Here is a 24,381-nt window from a genome sequence, read left to right as displayed (position 1 = left end):
ACACTTAACTATACCAATCAATTATTCAACACCCAAGAATTCTAAAAATTCTGGACTCTCAAAACTCGCCTGATATAGCACGCCATCTTCATGATAGATGGCAGGCGTCGCCATTACCGCGAGTCCAGCTGCTTTGTCACGATTGGGTGTCACATGGTCAACTGTACAACTTTCTGATGCAGGTGTCATTTCACCCTGTAGCATCGCCTTGTCAAATGCCTGACGACGACTATCTGCATTCGCTTGACACCAGATACCGCGCATCTGCTTCGGTGACGCCTCATATATCGGATAGCCGATGACATTGACCGTCACGCCTTTTGCATTGAGTGATGGCACTTGCTGATGTAATCGGCGGCAATAAGGGCAGTTCACATCATCCGCCACATAGATAACGGCTCTCTCAGTAGTGGTTGCTGGATAAGTAATCAGTTGGCTGTTGTCCAATGACGCAAATACAGACTGATTTTTGCGTTTTTCAAAGTTCTCATCGAGGCCGATAAATTGACCATTTTCGATGACTGATATTTCGCCATCGGTAATGTACTGCGCATCATCTGATAGTAAAAATGGTACCCCTTCTAGCGTTGCACCCCAGATAACACCCGGTACTGCGGTATAAAAGAATGGTGTTTTAACGCTCATGTTCTTAAGCGCAGCCATATTTGCTAGCATGTCAGACTTGACGCTGGTATTGACAGGTTCGCCGACCTGCGCACTCGTGCTACGTACTGGTGTTTTAGTGACAACCCGTTTGCTTGGGTTTTTCTGTAGCTCACCCTGTATGACATATCTACCATCTTCAGTGATGTGCAGGGGCAGTTGTCCGGCCAAATTCACTTGGTACATATTGGGCAGTTTGGACGGCACAATAGAAGTAATCTGTGTTTTGATACCTGCTTGGGTCAATATTTGGCGCAATCGCTTATCAACAGTCGCACTCACTGCTTGACCTGCTTGCGAATTTTGAGTGTTTTGCGTTACGTTATTACTGTTGGCGTCCGCCGAACTTGGCTGAGCGCAAGCAGTGGTTGTTAATAGTATGACGCTGATCAGGCTAGCGGACTTTAATACAGGTAATGTCACAGAGAGATTCCTATCTGGTTTTTAATAATGGCAGTTTTCAATATTAAGACCAACTCCAAATCTACCACTAACTGAAAGGTAGCAATCCACTTTCTGATTAGTCAGATTTTTAGAGTTGGTTTAAGGGTTGTCTGTCATAAAAATATAGATAAAAAAGACTGTAGCATATGGGATAGTTTTGCAAAGCACTAAATGGCTAATGTCGCAAAACTGCTACTTATCTTTAAGAGATAGGCAACACAGGTAGGTAGTAGACATAAATACAATATGGCAGACCGCAAAAAGCAGCACACTGGGTAGCGGCTGCTAATGGGTTTAAAACGATAGTTTCAAGACAAATACTAAGGCCAAAGCTTAATAGTTTCAGTGCTTATTTCTTAAAACTTGGCAACTTCTTCTGGCGTTAAGAAACGGCTATCGCCTTTTTCTAGGCCTTCTAGATTGATATGACCGATACTAGCGCGGTGCAGCTCAGTTACTCGATTACCGAAGTAACCCATCATACGTTTGACCTGATGGTATTTGCCCTGCTCTAATGTCAGACGTGCATGTTTTTCATCGATGAACTCAAGAACAGCAGGCTTGGTTGGCTCGTAATCACCTTCAAGCAAGATGCCTTCCGCCACTTTCTTCACGGCTTTTTCTTGTGCATCACTATCCATTGCATCTGCCAATGTCAGCTCGTACACCTTTGCATGTTCGTGCTTAGGACTGGTGACACGGTGCAGCCAGCCGCCATCATCACTCATCAGCAATGCGCCAGTGGTATCGACATCGAGACGCCCAGCGATACGCAGACTACCCAATTCTGGTACAGCAATCAGTTCGGTGACGATTGGATACTCTTTAACTTTTAGCGTGCACTCAAAGCCTTCAGGCTTATACAACAAGATATAGCGATTGCCAGCAGCGACCGACAACGGCTCGCCTGCCCACATCACATCATCATTGACGACATCGACATGTAGGCCAGGATCTTTAACCACTTGATCGTTTACGGTGATTTCGCCGGCGTGCATGATCTTTTTTGACTCTTTACGCGACAGCTCGGTGGCTTTACTAATGAATTTATCTAAACGCATACTATTTACTACCATCGGTTTTATTATACCAGCCCTAAATCAGAAACTAACGACGCCAACACTCAGCCGTGAGCGGCTCGTTATCTTCGATGGTTAGAAATGGTACTATAATGAAAAATTAAATGAACACTGTGCTCAATACAAAAGCCAGTGAAAGTCAGACCAGTTTAACATATCCAACCTAAGCCTGATGAAATATGAGCTATCAAACGCTAAAACGTGCCGTTACCACGCGACTCGAAATTAAAAAATCTGAGTTTATCGCTTACGCCTATCCGGTGACCTCTCGCGATCAAGCAATGTTTCACGTGGAACAACTGCGAGAGCAATACCCCGATGCACGGCACTTCTGCTGGGCATACATCATCGGTGATCCAGATAATACCACTAGTGCTGGTTTCGATGATGATGGCGAGCCAAGTGGTACAGCGGGTCGACCGATATTGAATGTGCTACAACATAAGTCAATCGGCAATGTGATTATCATCGTAGTACGTTACTTCGGTGGTATCAAATTGGGTGCTGGCGGTCTTACCCGTGCTTATGCAGGCTCTGCTCAAGCGGCCGTCGACGAGATGATATTAAACCCTTATGTACCGATGACTCAGATTCAGATACTGGCCGAATTTGCGACTGAAGCGCAATGCCGCTATATAATAGAAAGTCTTGGCGGTCATATCGACGATGTCGCCTATAATAAGCAAGTAACCTTAACCGCCACACTTGCTGAAGCAGATGTCGAAAGTCTAAAAGCGCGCTTAGCAATGGATGGTCGAGTATTGGATAAACCAGAAGATTAAAGATGCGGCCTAACTATTTTCGTCGACCGTTTTAAATAGTTCTCTTTTCAATATATTTATTTGTTAGATTTTTCAGTAGCTAATTTCCAATAGCTGTTTTCAGTAACTGCTTTTCAGTAATCATGCGTTCACTGAAAATTATTGGTTTTCACAGGTACTGGCGTTATGATAAAAAACCTTATCACACTACTCTATTTGTTTTTCCACGATCATTAAATAAGACCAATATATGTCAACTTCAACCAAACCTTTTTCTCCAGCACCTTTTAAGCCACCATTTTGGCTGACCAATCCACATCTGCAAAGCATCTTACCTAAGTTTTTTGCGCCAAAGGCACCGACCTACCGCCGTGTAGTCGAAAAAGACTCACTGGACGAGAGTGATATTGCTTATGATTTCTATGATGCGCACCCTGTAGAAGCATCAAAAAACGGCGAGCTTGAGCAAACCCCATTAATTGTCCTATTTCATGGGATGGAAGGCAGTAGTGACAGTCATTATGCACGCGCACTGGCGTACCAAATGCACGCGCAAGGCTGGCATTTTGTGGTGGCACATTTCCGCAGTTGCGGCGGTATTCCTGCTAGTGGCACGGTATTCTATAACGCAGGCGACACTGACGAAGTGCATCATGCGCTACAGAATTTGCGTGAGCAGTATGCCAATATCTACGCAGTTGGTGTCTCATTAGGAGGCAATGCACTGGCCAAATACATGGGCGAATATGAGGACAAAGTCCTATGTAAAGGTGCCGTTGTTATTTCTGCGCCAGTCGATATGTCTTCAGCTGCCATTACTATGCACAGCTTTTTGAGTCATCGTATCTATACGCCGTACCTGCTTAACCCAATTATCAAAAAAGCATTGGCAAACGATCTCACTCAAGATGAAATCAACTCTATCAAAGCTGCCAATCGTATCAGTGATTTTGATGATATTTTTACCGCGCCGCGTCACGGATATCGCTCCAAAAACGACTATTACCATACTGCATCCGCCATGCCGTATTTGCGCAACGTCACTCACCCTCTGCTATTAATCAGTGCAAAAGACGATCCTTTTATTGGCTTTACTGCTACCCCAAATGATGTCTCTGAGACTGTCACTATCTTAGATACTGAGCACGGTGGACATATCGGTTATCTGCGTTATCGCTCAGACAATGGTCATTCCAAAAGCAAATCGCCTGTCAGTAATGATAAAGAGTCCAAGACTTCAAAATTCGATATTAACTGGATACCTGAAACTGTCAGCGCTTATTTTAATTGGATTGGTGTAGCTTCTACTAGCGAGTCTTCTCAGGATGTGGTCTCTGACAATAAATAATCACTGTCATCAATGACAAAATAATAACGCCAACGTTTATAACCTTTTGAGAGTGTTTTATGTACCCATTTATCCGTTATGCTAGCACCATTGCTCATGCTGCCCTAAAAGCAAAAAAAGGCGACACACTGACGTTTAAGGACACCAGTGAGATTCAGTTTCGCTGCCGCTTATCCGATATAGATAATTTTTTGGAGATGAATAACGGCCGCGTATTTACGCTGTATGATTTGGGTCGTATGGACTTTGCGGTACGGACTGGGCTTGGCAAGCAATTGTTAAAACAACGCTGGGGCTTGGTCATCGCTGGCAGCACTATTCAATACCGTAAGCGTATTCGCGCCTTTCAAAAAGTCACGCTCAAAACCAAAATCGTCGGTATCGACGCGCGCTGGCTGTATATTGAGCAATCAATGTGGGTCAAGGGCCAGCCATGCTCATCTGGACTACTGCGTACTGGTGTGACCAAGGGTGGTAGAGTGATCGACACGGCACAAGTACTGGCTGCGTTGGGTCAGTCTGACTGGGATCTACCGCCAACAGGTTACGTGGCTGAGTGGATCAAAAGTGATGCTGATCGTCCGTGGCCGCCTGTCGATACAGCTGACTAACTTAACTTTATAAGCTAGAAATCCATTACTTTTATCTTATTTAACAGATAGTACAAGCAAGCAACCTTATAGCTACTATTTCATAACAACTCATTATATAAATACATATAATAAATGTTAGGATAGTAGTGAGTACATACTCAGACAAAACGAATATAGTCTTATAAGGAGAATAATATGGCTAATACAACAGATTATGTCGGCACGTTATTTGATAATAGCGAATCAAACCCAAGCAAAATCACCCTAGCGTTTACCATGGCAGGCGTGGCACTGAAAAAAGGCCATTCTGCTACTGTCATACTCATGGTGGATGCGGTGCATCTGGCAAAACCAAACGCGCTAGACAATGTAGATATCGGCGATCCGTTTGAGCCAGCTGGTGAGTTACTAGAGACCTTTATTGAAAAAGGTGGTCAAGTGTTGGTCTGCGGCGCTTGTATGAAACACAACGGCGTAGAAGAGTCAGATATCGACAAGCGTTTTGAAGTGATTAGTGGTGATGATGTGGTTGAGCTACTGATGAATGCGAAAGGGTCGTTGCAGTTGAATTAATAGTAAAAAGTAGAATTATAAGAATGGGTCAGTTTCTTAGTCATCGTTGGGTGGCTTGAAAGCTGACCTATTTTTTACCTTATAGGTGAGCAAACTTTCTTAAAAAGATAAATTTTAATTACCTTTTCTCATTTTATGTGTTTCCAGCAAATATATTGCTAAAGTGGAAGCAGCTCCGACTGCCAGTTTAGTATGTCTAGGTTGCAAGCCTTTAAACTGGCTATCTTTACCATGACCACTACCATATTCATTTCTAACCTCTGCCATTCCTTGATCTACAGCGGATAAACTACCTAAAATCTGTCTTATTGACTTCGCTGCTTTTGCCTTGTTAGATATGTCACGTCGAGTAATTTGAGATATTTTACTCATTATTTATTTCAATTTTCTTTGGCTATATATTTAGTGATCTCAAGTATATGTATTAATAAGCTTTAACTACAGTTTTGTAGCCAACTATCTTAACTACAACTTCGTAGTCAAAACCCACTACCCTATTCAGCAACTAAATAAACACTATCCAACACGCGCACTGCCTTCCTCTGCTACAGTAAGCCATGCAAATATCCTAATAAAAAGGAACCATTCATGACCTTACTTGATACGCTTAATATCACCTACCCTATCGTTCAAGCGCCAATGGCAGGAGCAACCACACCTGAACTGGCAGCGACGGTAAGTAACTTTGGCGGACTGGGCTCATTAGGATCTGGCATGACTGCGCCAAATGTTTTGACCAGCCAAATTGATACCATTAAATCGCTCACCGACCGTCCGTTTATGGTCAATCTCATGGTATTGTCTGAGCAAGAATCCACGACCTTTGATACCGAAATTCCCGCTTGGCTAAGTGAGTACTACCAAGACAATAATATTGAATTTGCACTACCTGAACGCCCAGCGCAGATCTTCGCAGAGCAGCTACAAGTGCTCTATGACAATCCCGTTCCTGTTGCCAGTTTTACCTTTGGCATTATCAGTGCTGAGCAAGTTCAGCGTCTGCAAAGTCTCGGCACACGCGTCATCGGCACTGCCAATCATCCACTAGAAGCGAAAGCATGGGCAGATATTGGCGCAGATGCGGCATGTGTACAAGGGGTCGAAGCGGGTGGACATCGCGGTGGTTGGTTACCGCAAAGTGAAAGCGATCCATTAGGATTATTGACTTTGATTGGCCAGACGCGCGCCTGTACTGATATTCCTTTGGTTGCAGCAGGTGGCATTATGACAGGACAGGATATCAAAGCAGTACAAGCGGCAGGTGCTGAGCTTGCACAAATGGGGACGGCGTTTTTGACCACTGACCAATGCGGTATCAATGATACTTATAAACAAGCCTTACTCGATGCCAGTCACAGCAGACGCAGCTCAGAAACGCGCTTAACTCGATTATTCTCAGGTAAGCTCGCTCGTGGTCTGTTAAATGACTATCTACGTGATTTTGCTCAATTTGAGAGTGCAGATGAGCTACCGCCCTACCCACAATTAAATGCCATGTCCAAATCTATGCGAGCTCATGCGTCTCAGAATATGGATGCAGAACATCAATCTTTATGGGCAGGACAAGGGGTAACTTTAGTCAAACAAGAGAGCACGTTTGAACTGCTTGAGCGACTGGTAAAAAAGTTATAGGCTTAAATATTTTTATCAGTCCACACTACTCTAACAAAAAATCTACCGCCGCAGCTGCATGAATAGCTGTGGTATCAAATACAGGTATGGGGCTATCAGCCTGTTTAATAAGTAGACCAATCTCTGTGCAGCCCAAGATCAAACCCTCTGCCCCTTGCGCTGCCAAATCTTTAATCACTTGACGATAATACTCTCGTGAGCTGTCTTTAAATTCACCAACACACAGCTCTTTTTTGATAATGCGGTGTACTTCTGCTCTCGCCTCATCTTCTGGTATCAATACTTGTAAACCCGCATCAATAAGACGCTGCTTATAAAAATCTTGAGTCATCGTAAACTGAGTGCCAAGTAAGGCTATTTTGGTAAGATTTTGTTTTTTGATAGCATCAGTAGTCGCATCAGCGATATGAGTCAATGGCAAGTCTGTGGCGGAGCGCACGTCATCAACCAGTTTGTGCATCGTGTTAGAGGCAATCATGATTCCTTGTACGCCAGCTGCTTGTAGACGCTGAGCACTGCTAGCCATTATCACGCCTAGCTCGTCCCATCTGCCTTGCTCCTGTAGCGCATTAATCAACGCAAAATCCACACTATGAATCAACAAATCTGCTGAATGTAGTCCGCCAAGCTGATGCTTGACACCGTCGTTAATCAGACGATAATAGCTCGCGGTACTCTCCCAGCTCATACCACCGATGATTCCTAATGTTTTTTGTTGAGACCCTCGTTGTTCTTGAGCTGCCATACTATACTCCTAGTTGTTTTTGGTCTTAGTTATAGTAAGTTATCGTAGCAAAATCGACTGTTGAGAACGCGCTGTTTTTAGAGATATTCCTTTTAGCAATAACCTCTTCAAAAAGCTTTAAAATGCTGCCTCAAAGACAATAATCATATTAATAACATATCGCAAACCCTACCATTAATAATAACGATTTTACCTACTCATTTTCGAAGCGTATCATGTGCCCTCGTAGCCAACTATCTTGTCAGTTACGCTTATTTATTACCGCATAATTATATTTGTGCCATACGCCAGCATCATAGGCTGAGCGTCATTAATTGCTATCATCCTGTAGGACACCAAATACTATGACCAACTTCCCCACTATTAGAATACGCATTCGTCGCAAGCTCTATCGCCTTATCTTTACAGGTCTGATGGCGATGATGATGTCGCTTATTATCTCGTCAGCGCTATTATTAGTAAAAGTAGGCTACGTTGATGGCTTTTTTACAGAATTGATGCATTCTTGGGGACTGGCTTTTATTTTTGCGTGGCCAAGTGCGTACATCTGCGCCTATCTAGTACAAGAGCATGTATTGAGTAGGATAGAGTTTTATTAAAATATGCCCTACCGCAGCTAAAACCACTACATAGTAGACATCACTGACTACGCTGACGAATTATCTATACTAGTGTTCTTTATACCGATAGCATCATGGATGTAGGTTAATTAAAGCTCAACCTTATTCTTTAAACAAGCCACTCTATGGTCCAAAGTACCTTCTAACACAGGTTTGATTTGTGCACACTCACTATCCGCTATTGGACAGCGAGTACGGAATACACAGCCTGATGGTGGATTGATTGGACTTGGTAAGTCGCCTTCTAATAACTGAATGACCTTATTACGTTCGGCAATAGGATCAGGTAATGGTACCGCTGACATCAGCGCTTGTGTATAAGGATGCGTCGGATTTCCGTACACAGCTTTGTTTATACCTAGCTCGACGGCATGTCCTAAATACATAACAAGCACTCTATCCGCGATATGTTTAATCACTGATAGATCATGGGCGATAAAGATAAGCGCCAACCCCATCTCTTGCTGTATGTCTTGCAACAAGTTAATGACTTGTGCTTGAATCGAGACATCAAGAGCCGATACTGGCTCATCACAGATGATGATTTTAGGCTTTAGTATTAGGGCGCGAGCAATTCCAATACGCTGACACTGACCACCAGAAAACTCATGCGGATAGCGGTTAATCTGATTAGATAGTAGCCCAACCTTTTTCATCATTGTACGTACTTCATCTTGTACGTCAGATTTTTTCATTTCTGGATAGTAGGTACGCAGTGGTTCTGCGATGATATCGCCTACCGTCATGCGTGGGTTAAGCGACGCTAGCGGATCTTGGAATATCATTTGAATATCTTTACGCTTTATTCTCATGGTTTTCTTAGAGGCGCCTACTATCTCTTCATCACCAAACTTTATGCTGCCAGCATTGGCTCTCACTAAGCCGATAATCGTTCTTGCCAGCGTCGATTTACCGCAGCCCGACTCACCTACCACACCCAAAGTCTCGCCAGCGAATAGCTCAAACGAGACGCCATTGACAGCCTTTAAGGTGTCAGGCTTTTGCCAAAAGTACGTCCCTTTTTGCTTGATATTAAACGTCGTATGCACATCCTGCACTTGTAGTAGTGGAGCTTGGCTTTCTTTGACTATGCCTATATTAGATAATGTCATGTCCTAGCCCTCCAATGTTGATAGGTTATTGATATTAGTCTTAGTGTCAGTATCTGTTATCATGCCCTTAGTAACGTCTGCTGAATCATCAATCTGCATCTCAGGATGCCAATGGCAAGCACGTTGACGCTCATTCGGCAAGAACTCAAGCGGCGGTGGTACATCACGGCAGATATCCATCGCATGCGTACAACGCTCATGAAAAGGACAGCCAGTCGGTAGATTAAGTAGATTTGGCGGACTGCCTGGTATAGTTTCAAGTTTACCTTTATCATCATCGAGACGCGGAATAGCTTTTAATAGCCCGATAGTATAAGGATGCGTCGGCGTATAAAAAATCTCTTCCGTTTCCCCATACGCCATGGTACGACCAGCGTACATCACGAGTACCCGATCACAGATACCAGCTACCACACCCAAGTCGTGAGTAATCATAATAATAGTAGTACCAAAGTCACGCTTTAGCTCATTTAACAGCACCATAATCTGTGCTTGTACGGTCACATCAAGCGCGGTCGTTGGCTCATCGGCAATCAGTAGTTTAGGGCGACAGAGCAGCGCCATCGCAATCATTACCCGTTGGCGCATACCTCCTGAAAACTCATGCGGATACATACCAATCCGTTTTTTTGCCTCAGGAATCTTGACCGCATCTAACATACGGATCGACTCCGCCCACGCATCTTTTTTACTCATACCTTTATGTAAAATTAACACTTCGGCAAGCTGATCGCCTATTTTCATATATGGATTGAGTGAGGTCATCGGATCTTGAAAGATCATAGCGATTTGCTCAGCACGAATTTTATTCAATGCTCTTTGCGATAAGCCTAGCAGCTCATTGCCTTCAAATTTTACGGAACCTTTGGTACGGCCGTTCTTTGCTAGCAGACCCATGATAGCGAACGCCGTCTGCGACTTGCCAGAGCCTGACTCACCGACGATGCCCAACGTCTCACCCTCATGCAGGTTAAAATTTAAACCGTTCACTGCAGTCACAAGTCCATCTTCGGTCGTAAATTGCACAGATAAATCTTTGACCGCTAATAAACTGCTTTCTTGACTGACTTGTTTAGCCTGATTGGCTTGGGTATTGAGCACTGAGTCAGCGCCCACTTTACGGGCAGTAGAGTCTATTTTCTCAGGTGCGCTATTGCTATCTTGCATTGACATGATGTTGTTCTCCTAGCGAGCTTGAGTCTAGCGGTCTTTAGGGTCAAACGCATCACGTAGACCATCGCCGATAAAGTTAAAACAAAATAAAGTAATGACTAAGAAAGCCGAGGGAATCAAAATTTGCCAAGGCGCAACTTGCATGGTTTGTGAACCCTCTTGGAGTAGCGCACCCCAACTGGTCATTGGCTCTTGCACACCAAGCCCTAAAAAGCTTAAAAACGACTCAAATAAAATCATCGTTGGCACTAGCAAAGAGGCATATACCACAACCACACCAAGCACGTTGGGTACGATATGACGCAGGATAATGTTAAAACCCGATACCCCGCCGACGTGGGCCGCTTCGATAAACTCTTTACTCTTCAGACTCAGCGTTTGACCACGGACGATACGAGCGACATCTAGCCAAGAGACTAAGCCGATAGCGACAAAAATTAAAATAAGGTTACGACCAAATATTGTCACTAGCAAAATCACAAAAAACATAAATGGAAAGGCGCTTAGAATCTCTAAAAAGCGCATCATAATCATATCTACTTTGCCGCCTAGATAGCCTGACGTTGCGCCATACACCGTACCAACCAATACCGCCACCGTTGCACCAGCGATACCCACCAATAGAGATATTCGCCCGCCGACTGCTGTACGCACGAGTAAATCTCGACCGAGCGAGTCAGTGCCGAAATAGTGCTTGTTTTCAATCGACGGCGCAGATTGCATAAAGTTCCAGTCGGTTTCTGCATAACCAAAAGGTGCTAGCATGGGCACAAAGATGACAAACATACCGACGAGTAATAGGATAAAAAAGCTCGTCACTGCCGCTTTGTTTTGATAAAAACGGCGCCATGCATCTTGCCAAAGGCTACGGCCTTTTATCTCTTTGATAGGCAGTTCCATAAGCTCGGTTGGCTGGTCTACGGTCAGGCTCATAGTCGTCCTTTTACTCATTTAATTGAGAATCTGATATGTATTTTTAAGCGATAATTGGCATTTATACGGTGTGCTTTAAGTGGCCATTAGTACCAATATCAATACTGGATTTTTGGATCAATAATGGCGTATAAAATATCGACGATGGCATTGAAGGCAATCGTCAATACACCAACTAAAATGGTCAAACTAAGTACAACACCATAATCACGATTCAGCGCCCCATTCACAAATAACTGCCCGATACCTGGTAAACCAAAAATAGTCTCGATCACGATAGAGCCAGTGATAATGCCGACAAAAGCAGGACCAAGATAAGAAATCACAGGTAGTAATGCTGGTCTGAGCGCATGCTTCATCACGATTCGACGCATCGGCAACCCTTTAGACTTTGCCGTACGGATATACTGACTATTCATCACCTCAATCATCGAGCCACGCATGATACGTGCAATACTAGCGACGTAAGCCAATGCTAAAGCTGTAACGGGCAGTATTAGGTTTCGCACTGCTCCATCATTCCAGCCACCGGCGGGCAGCCACTGTAAAAGAATCGCAAACACCAGTACTAATAAGGGGGCTTTTACAAAGCTTGGAATCACAACACCCGTCATAGCGAACGCCATGAGAATATAATCCATCCAAGAGTTTTGCTTGAGCGCAGCTATCACCCCAAGAATAAGCCCTAACACCAGTGCTAATATAAAAGCATACAAGCCAAGTTCCATTGATACCGGAAAAGACTGCGATAACAATTCATTGACCGTATAGTCTTTATACTTAAAGGATGGTCCGAAATCGCCTAGAGCCAGCTGCTTTAGATAATTAATATATTGCAGCCACATAGGATCATTAAGGTTGTATTTGGCTTCGATATTGGCCAATACTGCTGGAGACAAACTACGCTCACTAGTAAAAGGACTGCCCGGTGCCAAACGCATCATAAAAAAAGACACGGTTATCAAAACAAACATGGTCGGAATGGCTTCTAAAATCCGCCGAAAAATAAGCTTTAGCATAATGCCTCTTTATAAGGTTACCTGTACAACAACGCTTGATTTCAAAATGCTCGTTTTGAGTACTTACGCCACTTTCAGACTTTCTCTGGTCCATAGCAGACGGACGCTATCAATCGGAATTGCTCCTTTTCATAGCGCCTGCTAATAAGACTGTTGGATGGTCATTCTTTGATGATCAATGCTTGGCGATAGAGATATCTTTACCTTGCCAGTTGTCTAGAGGATCTTTCGTTGAAAAGCCGATGACGTAAGGTTTTACCAAACGAGGGCTGACATAGTGATAGATATTAAGTAGCCCCATATCCTGATCTAACTGTGCTTCCGCTTTTTGATATAAGCTTGCACGTTGCTCAGGCGTGACGCCTGCTTTTAACGTTTGAGCCATTAAGCTATCAAAATTGGCATTGGCGTACTTACCGTAGTTACCGCTATTGTCAGATTTGGCAATATTCAAAAATGCTGAAGGTTCGTTGTAGTCGGCACACCAACCAGCACGAGCGATTTGATAATTGCCGTTACGGCGCGTATCAAGATAGGTTTTCCATTCTTTATTGGTCAAGGTTACATCGACGAAACCGAGCGCTTGTTTCCATAACGAAGTGGCAGCAACTGCGACCTTTTTATGATTGTCATTGGTGTTATAAAGCAGCTCAAAGGAAAGCGGATTATTCTCGTTGTAGCCAGCTTCATTTAGTAGTTTTTTGGCTTCAGCAATACGCTTCTCTTTATCCCACGTAGACCATTCTGGTTTGTTTTCCACCTTGCCATTAGCTGCTATAGGTGTGAGCTGATAAGCCGCTGTTTGGCCTTGTCCAATAACCTTATCGGCAATGGTGTCACGATCTAATGATAAGGCTAAGGCACGACGTACTTTAGGGTTGTCGAAAGGAGGCTTGACGGTATTGAACTCGTAATAATAGGTACAGAGATAAGGTGAAACTCTAAGCTCATCACCATTTTTCTCTTTTAAAGAAGCAAACTGCTCGGTTGGAATCTCATTGTAAGTAACGTCCACTTCACCAGCCTGATAGCGTGCTACATCGGTCGTGCTAGAAGGAATAGGTAGCATCGTGATGGTATCAAGCGTTGTATTAGCATCGTCATAATAAGAGGTATTACGTGTCAAGACTAGCTCATCGTTAATCTGCCATTTACTGACTTTATAAGGGCCGTTGACGACGATATTGGCAGGATCCGTCCATTTATCACCAAATGCTTCGATTGTTTTTTGATGCACAGGTTTGACGGAATTATGAATAAGCATATCTGGAAAATAAGGTACTGGCTCTGACAAAGTGACCTGCAGTGTTTTGTCATCAATTGCCTTTACTCCAAGTGTGTCTATACCTGCAGCACCTTCAACGATTTTATCAGCACCAACTACTTTAGCATCAACCAAATAGCTTGAATAAGGCGACGCTGTATTGGGATCGACTAGGCGGCGCATGCTATAAACAAAGTCTTGCGCAGTGACTGGATCACCATTTGACCACTTGGCATCACGTAATTTGAAAGTCCATACTTTGTTATCCGGACTCTCCCACTCAGTTGCGATTCCTGGAATAGTTTTACCGTCTGCATCGGTATTGGTTAGCCCTTCAAATAATTGACGACCAATATTAGACTCAGGTACACCAGACACTTTATGTGGATCAAGCGATTCAGGCTCTGTTCCATTATTAATGACCAGCTCTTGAGTATCTGCTAGTACGTTTGGATCAATATTGGCTGATGAGCTGGTACTATTAGTAGCCGCATTATCATTACACCCTGTCATAAACATGGCAAGTACAAGAGAAGTCGGTAAAAATACAGCAGTACGAAGGGAGACAGAGTTGCGGGTCATATGGCGTCCTAGCAGGCAGGTGGCGATCAGATTAACTAATCTAGTAGTAAATCCATTTACAGTTAATATATCGTTTTCATAACCATTATTTACGTCGTTAAAGGCCATCATCTGACCATCTATTAATAATAAACGTTAGAAAACTATTGGTAATAGTAATAATAAAAAAATTTATTAATGTCAACAATTTTTCAGTTCACAGAAAAAACGTGAATTTAGTCATACATCTGCATATATTATTAGTTAGTAGAAACGAACAAAAAACATACTAATTTATGGAATTCTACAAGGACTTAACCAGTTTTTTTATAAAAAAACCATCATTCGTCAAAAGGCTACTCTTATGTTATAAATTGTATCTGACATATGTTTGACATTTTATAGTGCTTACGAACTACTACTTGGAATAGCACTCTATTATTAAGTGTAAGACATTTGATAATTTAGATAATCATATGGCAGAGCATTCATGTGATACGTTCTAGTGCGACCTTGAGTAGCACGGTGATTAATTAAGATATTCGCTGTAATTCATTGAGTCATGTTACCAATGATTTTTCTTTTTAGTTTCTCTCTAAAAGGCCCTAGTCATTAGAGAATCCTGCTGAAACCCATAAACCAAATAACATGAACAGCTCTAGATCAGTGTGAGCAGTAACACAAAGAATATGACCGATGTAAGCCAAGCTTTCTATAACAAAATTCCGTTAGCGCAAATGTATCCCACTCCTAGACGACCAGTCTATTTTTAAGTATAGTGTCTTTGTTAGTCGATAACCTCTAAGCATCATTATCATGGTATCGTTTCTACTAGAAGAAAAAATACATCGATGAGTGATCTCAATGACATGATGTTTATAGTCGGCTATTCATACTCTTAATACACTTATACATAAATTACATCATAAATATATAAAGGAAATCATCATGCGTAGTGCTATTCATCACAGTTTTGGCAAACCCTCCAACGTATTAAGCGTTGGCGACAGCCCCATGCCGCAGCCAGCGGCCAACGAAGTCCGTATCAAAACTATTCTCTCCCCTATTCATAACCATGACTTGCTTACCGTAAGTGGTCAATACGGCTATAAGCCTGAGATGCCAGCCATCGGTGGTAGTGAGGCGCTAGGTATTATCGATGCGGTGGGTGATGACGTCACAGATCTAAGCGTCGGCCAACGTGTGGCTTGTGCCAGTGTGCATGAGACGTGGGCGGAGTATTTTGTTGCACCTGCCAGCATGGTATTCAACATGCCTGATAGTATCGAAGACGAGTTGGCTGCACAGCTGATCGCTATGCCGCTGTCTGCCCTAATGCTATTAGAGTTCCTAGAAGTAGATAGCGGTCAATGGATTATTCACAACGCGGCAAACGGCGCTGTGGGTAAAACCCTTGCCATGCTCGCAGCAGCACGCGGCGTGAATACGATTAACCTCGTACGTAGTAAAGATGCGATAGAAGAGCTGACCTCGCTCGGTATCAAAAACAATGTCGTCACTGCTGATGATGACTGGAAAGACCAAGTTCGCGCCATCATTGGCGATGACAAGATTACAGCAGCCGTCGATTCAGTCGGTGGTGAGTCGAGCAATGAGCTACTATCGTTACTGGGTAGCAAAGGCACGCTGGTCTCATTCGGTATCATGTCAGGCAAGCCAATGGCACTAGACGCTGGCAGCTTGATCTTTAAGCAGGCCGTTGTAAAAGGATTCTGGGGCAGCAAAACCAGCCAAGAAATGGATCTGGAAAACAAACAACGTCTAATCGATGAACTACTAGAGCGCGCTTCGAACGGCGACCTAAAACTCCCTATCGAAGCTATCTATAGTCTGGACGACATCACGACTGCCGTCTCTGGAAAAGTACAATCAAGCAAAAAAGGTAAAGTTATCCTGAAGCCTTAAGCGATACTCTACCTTGCATTGATTGTCCTTGAAGGCATCATAAATATGAAAAGTCCATTTGTATTACTCGTTAGATAATACTATGGGCTTTTTTATTTTAACCATGCTGTTGTCATGATGGTTTCAATGTAATTAGTTTCATAAGCAATTGCCTATCAACTCAAATAATAATACTTAATAAGGATATAACCATGTCAAACGATACAACGTTTAAAGCCTTAGTCGTCGAAGAAACCAGTGATGGCGAATTTAAAAAGAGCATTCAAGAGCGTAAAGTCAGTGACTTGCCGGAAAATGACTTGCTCATCGAAGTGCATTATTCATCGTTAAACTTTAAAGATGCGATGTCAGCCACTGGTAATAAACGAATCACCAAACAGTACCCGCATACCCCAGGTATTGACGCCGCTGGCGTGGTCGTCAGTGATAAATCAGGCACATTTAGCGCAGGACAAGAAGTATTAGTATTCGGCTATGATCTCGGTATGGACACAGATGGTGGTCTCGGTCAGATGATCTCTATACCTGCCGATTGGGCGCTACCTTGCCCAGAAACGCTGACGCTAAAAGAAGCGATGACCTATGGTACTGGCGGTCTAACCGCAGCGCTAAGTGTCCAAAAGCTAGAAAAAATGGGCGCAAAACCCAGTGATGGCCCAGTTGCTGTCACTGGTGCAACAGGTGGCGTCGGTACAATCAGTATCGCTATCTTAAAGCAGCTCGGCTATGACGTGATTGCATTCTCAGGTAAGCCAGAGCAAAGCGAGCATCTAAAAGAGCTTGGCGCAAGCGAAGTACGTCATCGCGATACCATCAATGAAATCGGTAACAAGCCTGTCGGCCGTGAGCTATGGGCAAACGCTATCGATACCATCGGTGGTGATTACCTATCTAACTTGCTCAAACAAACTAAAGCGGGCGGCGCGGTGACGAGCTGTGGTCTAGCAGGTGGCGCTGAGTTTTCAATGACGGTCATGCCGTTTATCACGAGAGCAGTATCATTATTGGGTATCGACTCGGTCTATATTCCATTGGCTGACAAGGAAGCTATCTGGAAACGTGTCGCCACCGATATGAAACTACCTAACCTTGAGAGCTATGGTGAAGAGATTACGCTAGAACAAACACCAGAATACTTAGATCGCTTTATGTCTAGCAAAGTGGTTGGGCGTTATGTGGTGAATGTGAAGGGTTAGTTAGTATTTGGTTTAAAACTAATTTTCATAAAAAAAGCAGCATCTCTTTTGAGGTGCTGCCTTTTTTCTATTAGAATGCTTTTATTGGTTATCATATTTCCAGTGAAATAAGAGCTTTGCTAAAACTTTAGTGTCAAAATTACTACCTGCAACTGACTTATAAGATTTCTTTCTATCTTTAAAAACTGCTTCTAGCTCTTTATTACTTATATCAGTATAAAATTCTGGAAAAGCGTCAAAATGGTTCATAAAAACACCCCATTTGAAAGCTAGTTTAAAATCTTTCAACCCTTGTATATTACCGTTCTTATTAGGCTGTGCTAACGCTACTAGCATATAATCTTCTATAAATTTAATTTGCCTATTACCTGCTGAATATCTAATGGTATCAAATGCTTTCCTCATACTTGTAAGGGATGATTCAAACTCTTTATTGCAAAAAGACTTCATACCATCTATCCAATGTACAAGCCAAGGATAAATGACATCATTGCCAACTCCGTAGTATTCGTTTAGCCATTGTTGATAATTATACTTTTGTTTCATCACACTGTAGCCTTCAATACAATTCTTTATATTTATCTCAAATTCATTATTATGAAGACTGTCGATAGTGACTAAATAGTCTTTGAAAGTTTTAATTACAAAGTTATTCGGTGACCTACTAATTTCTGGCAAAACGTTTATTTCTTCGGGAGAAAACTGAGCAAAATGCTCGTTCCACTTGTTAGTTATTTCAAAGAACATTGCTAACTTAGCCTTTCTTAATATCTGTTCGCTAGTTACTTCACCATTCTGTATATTACTATCCAACTCTAGAGAATCAAATGCCAAACAAGATATTTCATAGTCAATTTCGATCAATTCTAAATATGACTTCATTTTCACAAGAATCTTTAGTGCTTCTTTTATATCAGTATTCTCAAAAAGACTATCCAAGCAGTAAGTAGCGAACCTAGCAATAAATAAGAAAAATACATATCTATCTTTTTTGTCGCTATCAATTTTGTGAGCTGTAAACGCCCTATGGAAAACATCTAAGATATTAGAAAATGGTGGTAGCTTAACAGTACCAGATAACCAATTTCTTACATTAGCTAAGTCCTGATCAATTTGATCAATACATTCATTAGTACTAAATTTAGAAGTGTCATGGAATACTTCTAGATTTTTGTCTTCACAGTCGTATATCCAATTCATAACTCGGGTTAAGGGCGTTGTATAGTCATACTCTAAGAACCAAAATTTGCCATTAGGTGGAAGAGAGATATTTAAGAAATTACTATAGTGCTGTGTGTATTTAAATATTGAGATAGTAGCTCTTTGTAGGAAAGCAGTATTGATCAGAAATGATAAAGATTCTTTCTTATCTAGATAAGTATGGTCGGTTAATACAGTTTGAGTATATACCTGAAATATCTCAATGAGTGGGGCAAACAATATATCACCATACATAGAGTTTGAAAACATACCGTTTATTGCTGACCTAAACCCATCAGCATGTTCTTCAAAATTCTTTAAGAAATCACCCTCTTCTTTAGCTACTCTATCTAAACTTCTATGTAAGCTTTTATTATGTATATTAAGGTCAACAATAGATTGTTTTTTTGACGGAATAATACCCGTTGCATTGTATAGAAATTTAAGCAGATCACCTTGCGATGGAAACTGAGCTAAAGCAGGCATAACAACTCCTAATAAAATTTTATATTATTAAATCTCAGGTTTTCTGAATACAGAAAGCCTGAGGGATTTAAAAACTGATTATAAAGATACTATAAAACCTATTTAGAGTTGGTTGGTTCATGATTAGGATTCAACTGATTAGCATGGTTGTCCTGAGCTTGTTGGTAAGTCTCATTCGTACCTGAAGTACCACCATTTGAATTCTCAATATCTGCTTCATGGTTGGGTGTTGAATTATTTGAGTCACTCATAGTATGTCCTTAATAAGTTAGTTATAAATTGTTTTACTTACCAATGGGTAAGTAAGTTAACTATAAATAACCGTACTCAAAATAACCAATAATTCTGGCGACGTAAATTTACTATGCTTCTTATCCCTTTTAACTTAGACCCTAAACCAAAAAAAACACCCAACCAAGTTGAGTGTTTTTATACTACTAAATCAAGCTAATCAGTTTTTTAGTTTGATAGCTTTTATTAAGTGTTATTCCCACTCAATCGTTGCAGGCGGCTTGCTCGACACATCATAAGTCACGCGTGATACTTCAGCGATTTCATTCATGATGCGGTTCGATACCGTTTCGATCAAATCATACGGCAGATGCGCAAAGCGAGCCGTCATAAAGTCTACGGTTTCAACCGCACGTAGCGCGATTACCCATGCATAGCGGCGGCCATCGCCGACCACGCCGACAGATTTGATTGGTTGGAATACCGCAAATGCTTGTGCCGTCTTGTCATACCACCCTGAGCGCTCAAGCTCTTGCATAAAGATTGCATCAGCCAAACGCAAGATATCCGCGTATTCTTTTTTGACTTCACCAAGGATACGCACGCCCAAACCTGGACCTGGGAACGGATGACGATAGATCATTTTGGCTGGCAACCCTAGCGTAATACCAAGCTTGCGCACTTCGTCTTTGAACAAATCACGTAACGGCTCAATCAGTTTAAATGCCAAATCATCTGGCAAACCGCCAACATTATGGTGGCTCTTAATCACGTGTGCTTTGCCTTGATGTGACTTAGCAGATTCGATCACGTCTGGGTAAATCGTACCCTGTGCCAAGAACTCAACGACTTTACCATCGCTCTGCTCGCTCACTTGACGCGCGCTATCAGCGAATACGTCGATGAAGGTTTTGCCGATGATTTTACGTTTTTTCTCTGGATCAGACTCGCCTGCTAGCGCATCTAAGAACAAATCTTCAGCATCAACACGGATAACTTTTACGCCCATGTTTTCTGCAAAGATTTGCATCACTTGGTCGCCTTCATGCAAACGCAATAGACCGTTATCGACGAACACACAAGTCAGCTGATCGCCGATTGCTTTGTGCAATAGCGCGGCAACGACTGAACTATCAACACCGCCCGATAGACCTAGCAATACTTGCTTGTCACCGATTTGCTCTTTTAGCTGCGCGATACGCATATCAGCGATATTGTCTGGCGTCCACTCACCTGCACATTCACAGATTTGATGCACGAAACGACCAAGCAGCGCTTGACCTTGTAGCGTATGTGTCACTTCTGGGTGGAACTGTAGGCCGTAGTATTGCTTGTCATCATTGGCCATAATCGCGATTGGACAGCTTGGCGTGCTAGCGATGATATCAAAGCCTTCAGGTACTTCGATAACCTTGTCACCATGACTCATCCAAACGTTTAGCTTGGCAGCCGCGCCGTCAGTCTTGCTGTCTTCGATACCGTCAGTCAGCTGCGAGTGACCATTTACTTCGATAGTCGCTGCACCAAACTCATGAATATCACTGGCATGAACTTGCCCGCCAAAACGATCTGCCATCGCTTGCATACCGTAGCAGATACCTAGTACTGGTACGCCTAGATCAAATACCGCATCGTTAATACGTGGGCTGTTTTCTGCGTGGACGCTCTCAGGGCCACCTGACAAGATGACGCCTTTTGCGCCAAAATCGATGATGCGCTGAGTGTCGATATCATAAGGGAACATCTCACAAAACACCCCAGAATCGCGCACACGGCGAGCGATTAACTGGCTATATTGCGAGCCAAAATCGAGGATTAAGATGCGATCTTCTTTGATTGCAGGAGTGGCAGCAGCAGTGGTCATAAATCGATATCCATCAATAGATAAATTGGTGCCCTATTTTAACAAGTTTACGCACTATAAGGGTTACTTCCTCCGCAAAATTTCGTTATTCAATAGGTTTTTTATCAGAAACTGCCTAATCAAGCTTATGAATACTCTTAACTAACCTGATAGGCGCTCATTTTTTACTAGCAACTTTCTACTAATCACGTAAACAGCCTATAAAATTTGCACTAGTCTTCAACCCCAATCGCTTAATTACAGTACCACCTTATTTAGGATGGTAATTAGTCAACAATCATCTAAAAATACTACAACTATAAGACTTTACGGAATCACTTTAATTGTTCTAGTTAATGATACAACTACTCGAATTAACACTTACTCTTTAAGGTTTGTGAAGGACACCTGTTTAATACCATATCATATTGAAACAATGGAAAAATAATAATCGATTTTTATTACGGAGCAGTGTACATTATTAATTAGTTCTTACTAATACAGATACAATCTGCGCTTTTAGATACAAAGTCGCATTGTTTTAACGGTAGTTAAAAATGACCTTATTAACAACTGTTTAACAAAACTTTGTAAGGTCAATTGTTAAGTTATCTGGCAGTAAAGTTATTTTAGACTGACGAATAGTGCAAACACCTCTTTCAATACCCACTGAACCAACCTAGAGCCTTTAGGGCCTTAAAAAAGGATAAAAATTATGGAAATGGAGTTCTCGAAACGCTCAGCACTTAAGCTTAGCTCACTCACTTTGGCGGTTGCCGCAGCAACACTAACCTCAGTCTCTGCATTTGCTGATGCAACGCCAGACTGTAATGCAGGCACTGACGCAACTGCTCTAGAGTGCGGTGTTAATTCTACTGCAACAGGTGTGGATGCCCTTGCTGTTGGTACAGACTCAGCTGCAACAGGTAACTCTACTACGGCAGTTGGTGGTGAGTCAGTTGCTACTGGTCCAGGAGCAACCGCTATCGGTTGGCAAGCAGTTACTGCTGGCAATCGATCAACTGCATTAGGGCATCAGACCTCTGCAATCGGTATTCAGTCAGTTGCTGTCGGTGAAGATGCAAGCGCAACAGGCAATGGTGCAATCGCGATTGGTGGTAATAACGATGTCAATAATGATGGTACTTTAGACGAAGACGGTGTTGGCTCAAATGCCAATGGTAATGACGCTGTGGCAATCGGTGCTGGTGCTAGTGCGCAAGGCAACTCTACTACGGCAGTTGGCGGCGAATCAGTAGCGACTGGTCCAGGAGCAACGGCTATCGGTTGGCAATCAGGCGCAAATGCTGAACGCGCTCAAGCATTCGGTCACTTGGCTCAAGCGAACGGCGAACGCTCTACGGCAGTCGGTGAAGCAGCAATAGCAGGCGGCAGTAACGATACGGTCGCGATTGGTAACCAAGCCAATGCTGGTATGAACTCGGCTACCGCAGTCGGCGGTCAAGCCAATGCTGCAGGTTTAGGGTCTACTTCAGTAGGCTGGCAGTCAGCAGCAACTGGCGAACGTGCGCAGGCATTTGGTCATCTAGCGACCGCCCAAGGCGAGCGATCGTTAGCTATTGGCGAAAACGCTGACGCGCAATCTGGCTTCGCTACCGCTATCGGTAACGAATCAATTGCTAACGGTGTAGATGCCCTAGCAGTAGGTGATGCAGCTAATGCTACAGGTCCTTCTACTACGGCAGTTGGTGGCGAATCAGTAGCCACTGGTCCAGGCGCAACCGCTATTGGTTGGCAATCAAGCGCAAATGCTGAACGTGCGCAAGCATTCGGTCATCTAGCTCAAGCAAATGGTGTGCGTTCTACGGCAGTCGGTGAAGCAGCCATGGCAGGCGGCAGCAATGATACAGTCGCCATTGGTAACCAAGCCAATGCTGGTATGAACTCGGCCACCGCAGTCGGTGGCCAAGCAAACGCCGCAGGCTTAGGGTCTACTTCAGTAGGTTGGCAATCAGAAGCAACTGGCGAACGTGCGCAAGCTTTTGGTCACTTAGCATCAGCGACTGGTCTACGCTCAACAGCAGTCGGTGAAGCAGCTAGCGCCGAATCAGATAATGCCGTCGCTATTGGTAATAACTCGGTAGCGTCAGGTTTAGATGGTGTAGCGATCGGTGGGGATAGAAGCGGAGTGCGTCAAACCACGGCTTCTGGTACCTCTTCAACTGCGGTTGGTGCTCAAGCTCAAGCAACGCAAGCGGGAGCTAGCGCAATAGGTTGGCAATCAACCGCTAGTGCTGAACGTGCGCAAGCGTTTGGTCATTTAGCTTCTGCAACAGGCGTACGTTCGACCGCTGTTGGTGAAGCCGCAATGGCACAAGGTGCAGGATCTATCGCGCTAGGTAACCAATCCACCGCTAGTGGTTCAAACGGTATTGCTATCGGTAACGGTGCTTCTGCTGCAAATGATGACCAAATTGTCTTGGGTAGTACAGGTCAATTACAGGCGAGCACTGCATCACAATCTGGGACTACCAGTATCGTGACAGCTGATGCAAACGGTACATTAGGTACCAGTAGTATAGACTCATTTGCAAGCGCTAGACAGTTCAACGATTTGCGTAGTCAGTACAATCGTCAAGAAGATCGTTTAGATGAAGCAGAAGACGGTATTGCCATGGCATTATCGATGGAGACACCGGTTATTCCTTCAGGTAAGAAGTATGCGATGACTATCGGTACGGGCTACTACAATAGTAGCACCGCAATCAGCGCATCGTTTGCTGGACGAGTAAGTGACAGTGTTACCATTTCGACAGGCGCTGGTTTTGGTACTGATACTGGTAAAGTAGGCGCACGTGGCGGCGTTACTTTTGCCTGGTAAATAACTTGCAAGTACTTGCTTGAACCATTGGTTTATACAGACAAAGCATAGACCATTGAAACAAGCCAAACAAAAACCCCGCAATCGCGGGGTTTTTATTCACTTAGATATAATCAAGTCTATAAGCAGAAAGCTAA

General features: G+C 43.2%; 21 protein-coding genes. 9 read left to right on the top strand and 12 right to left on the bottom strand.

All coding sequences use genetic code 11. The features are described from left to right. Positions 1-21 precede the first annotated feature (21 nt). Both AK824_RS00150 and AK824_RS00145 read right to left on the bottom strand, forming a co-directional pair. Positions 22-1,086, bottom strand: a complete 1,065-nt coding sequence (locus AK824_RS00150; protein WP_057757634.1) for a disulfide isomerase DsbC N-terminal domain-containing protein — start codon at positions 1,084-1,086, stop codon at positions 22-24. 377 nt (positions 1,087-1,463) lie between these two features. After that, positions 1,464-2,168 (bottom strand): pseudouridine synthase, encoded by a 705-nt coding sequence (locus AK824_RS00145; RefSeq protein ID WP_057757631.1) that lies wholly within the window; start codon positions 2,166-2,168, stop codon positions 1,464-1,466. 197 nt (positions 2,169-2,365) lie between these two features. Here AK824_RS00145 and AK824_RS00140 point away from each other — a divergent pair, with 197 nt between their 5' ends. From AK824_RS00140 to AK824_RS00125, 4 genes are all read left to right on the top strand, one after another. Then, positions 2,366-2,968, top strand: coding sequence for a YigZ family protein (locus tag AK824_RS00140; protein ID WP_057757628.1), 603 nt, complete (start codon positions 2,366-2,368; stop codon positions 2,966-2,968). Positions 2,969-3,197: 229 nt separating this feature from the next. Beyond that, the gene (locus AK824_RS00135; RefSeq protein ID WP_057757625.1) at positions 3,198-4,295 is read left to right on the top strand and encodes a YheT family hydrolase; all 1,098 of its coding nucleotides are present in this window, start codon (positions 3,198-3,200) and stop codon (positions 4,293-4,295) included. A 59-nt stretch (positions 4,296-4,354) separates the two neighbouring features. Next, positions 4,355-4,906, top strand: coding sequence for an acyl-CoA thioesterase (locus tag AK824_RS00130; protein WP_057757622.1), 552 nt, complete (start codon positions 4,355-4,357; stop codon positions 4,904-4,906). Between the two features lie 177 nt (positions 4,907-5,083). Continuing rightward, positions 5,084-5,461 carry a DsrE family protein gene (locus AK824_RS00125; RefSeq protein ID WP_057757617.1) on the top strand — a complete coding sequence of 126 codons (378 nt, stop codon included), beginning with the start codon at positions 5,084-5,086 and terminating at the stop codon, positions 5,459-5,461. 114 nt (positions 5,462-5,575) lie between these two features. On the opposite strand, the gene AK824_RS00120 is transcribed toward AK824_RS00125, so the two are convergent. Next, a complete protein-coding gene (locus AK824_RS00120; RefSeq protein WP_057757614.1) occupies positions 5,576-5,833 on the bottom strand; it encodes an abortive infection family protein in 258 nt (85 codons plus the stop codon). A gap of 216 nt (positions 5,834-6,049) precedes the next feature. On the opposite strand from AK824_RS00120, the gene AK824_RS00115 reads away from it, so the two are divergent. Continuing rightward, positions 6,050-7,093 carry an NAD(P)H-dependent flavin oxidoreductase gene (locus AK824_RS00115; RefSeq protein ID WP_057757611.1) on the top strand — a complete coding sequence of 348 codons (1,044 nt, stop codon included), beginning with the start codon at positions 6,050-6,052 and terminating at the stop codon, positions 7,091-7,093. Between the two features lie 25 nt (positions 7,094-7,118). Here AK824_RS00115 and AK824_RS00110 read toward each other — a convergent pair whose 3' ends face one another. Continuing rightward, positions 7,119-7,838, bottom strand: coding sequence for an aspartate/glutamate racemase family protein (locus tag AK824_RS00110; RefSeq protein WP_057757608.1), 720 nt, complete (start codon positions 7,836-7,838; stop codon positions 7,119-7,121). 344 nt (positions 7,839-8,182) lie between these two features. On the opposite strand from AK824_RS00110, the gene AK824_RS00105 reads away from it, so the two are divergent. Then, on the top strand, positions 8,183-8,437 hold the full coding sequence (locus tag AK824_RS00105) for a DUF2798 domain-containing protein (RefSeq protein ID WP_057757605.1): 255 nt from the start codon (positions 8,183-8,185) through the stop codon (positions 8,435-8,437). 110 nt (positions 8,438-8,547) lie between these two features. On the opposite strand, the gene oppF is transcribed toward AK824_RS00105, so the two are convergent. The 5 genes from oppF to AK824_RS00080 all read right to left on the bottom strand — a co-directional run bounded on the left by oppF (position 8,548) and on the right by AK824_RS00080 (position 14,541). Beyond that, positions 8,548-9,570, bottom strand: coding sequence for a murein tripeptide/oligopeptide ABC transporter ATP binding protein OppF (oppF, locus tag AK824_RS00100; protein WP_057757604.1), 1,023 nt, complete (start codon positions 9,568-9,570; stop codon positions 8,548-8,550). Positions 9,571-9,573: 3 nt separating this feature from the next. Further along, a complete protein-coding gene (oppD, locus tag AK824_RS00095; protein WP_057757601.1) occupies positions 9,574-10,743 on the bottom strand; it encodes an oligopeptide ABC transporter ATP-binding protein OppD in 1,170 nt (389 codons plus the stop codon). A 27-nt stretch (positions 10,744-10,770) separates the two neighbouring features. After that, entirely contained in the window at positions 10,771-11,676 is a 906-nt protein-coding gene (gene oppC, locus AK824_RS00090; protein ID WP_057757598.1) for an oligopeptide ABC transporter permease OppC, read from the bottom strand. A 98-nt stretch (positions 11,677-11,774) separates the two neighbouring features. Further along, positions 11,775-12,695 carry an oligopeptide ABC transporter permease OppB gene (gene oppB, locus AK824_RS00085; protein ID WP_057757595.1) on the bottom strand — a complete coding sequence of 307 codons (921 nt, stop codon included), beginning with the start codon at positions 12,693-12,695 and terminating at the stop codon, positions 11,775-11,777. 175 nt (positions 12,696-12,870) lie between these two features. After that, a complete protein-coding gene (locus AK824_RS00080) occupies positions 12,871-14,541 on the bottom strand; it encodes an ABC transporter substrate-binding protein (protein ID WP_057762248.1) in 1,671 nt (556 codons plus the stop codon). 927 nt (positions 14,542-15,468) lie between these two features. On the opposite strand from AK824_RS00080, the gene AK824_RS00075 reads away from it, so the two are divergent. Both AK824_RS00075 and AK824_RS00070 read left to right on the top strand, forming a co-directional pair. Next, a complete protein-coding gene (locus AK824_RS00075) occupies positions 15,469-16,446 on the top strand; it encodes a zinc-binding dehydrogenase (RefSeq protein ID WP_057757593.1) in 978 nt (325 codons plus the stop codon). 191 nt (positions 16,447-16,637) lie between these two features. Continuing rightward, positions 16,638-17,642, top strand: a complete 1,005-nt coding sequence (locus AK824_RS00070) for a YhdH/YhfP family quinone oxidoreductase (RefSeq protein WP_057757590.1) — start codon at positions 16,638-16,640, stop codon at positions 17,640-17,642. Between the two features lie 81 nt (positions 17,643-17,723). On the opposite strand, the gene AK824_RS00065 is transcribed toward AK824_RS00070, so the two are convergent. The 3 genes from AK824_RS00065 to guaA form a co-directional block, all read right to left on the bottom strand. After that, positions 17,724-19,328 (bottom strand): hypothetical protein, encoded by a 1,605-nt coding sequence (locus tag AK824_RS00065; protein ID WP_057757587.1) that lies wholly within the window; start codon positions 19,326-19,328, stop codon positions 17,724-17,726. Positions 19,329-19,426: 98 nt separating this feature from the next. Further along, positions 19,427-19,579 (bottom strand): hypothetical protein, encoded by a 153-nt coding sequence (locus tag AK824_RS13610; RefSeq protein ID WP_197411804.1) that lies wholly within the window; start codon positions 19,577-19,579, stop codon positions 19,427-19,429. A gap of 233 nt (positions 19,580-19,812) precedes the next feature. Beyond that, positions 19,813-21,423 (bottom strand): glutamine-hydrolyzing GMP synthase, encoded by a 1,611-nt coding sequence (gene guaA / locus AK824_RS00060; protein WP_057757585.1) that lies wholly within the window; start codon positions 21,421-21,423, stop codon positions 19,813-19,815. A gap of 694 nt (positions 21,424-22,117) precedes the next feature. Here guaA and AK824_RS13655 point away from each other — a divergent pair. After that, positions 22,118-24,244, top strand: coding sequence for a YadA-like family protein (locus tag AK824_RS13655; protein ID WP_057757582.1), 2,127 nt, complete (start codon positions 22,118-22,120; stop codon positions 24,242-24,244). The last annotated feature ends 137 nt before the right edge of the window (positions 24,245-24,381 follow it).

The organism is Psychrobacter sp. P11G3, from assembly GCF_001435845.1.
In the GTDB taxonomy this organism is placed as follows: domain Bacteria; phylum Pseudomonadota; class Gammaproteobacteria; order Pseudomonadales; family Moraxellaceae; genus Psychrobacter.
The sequence above is the reverse complement of the archived record's forward strand: the minus strand, read 5'-3'. Positions and strand labels throughout refer to the sequence as shown.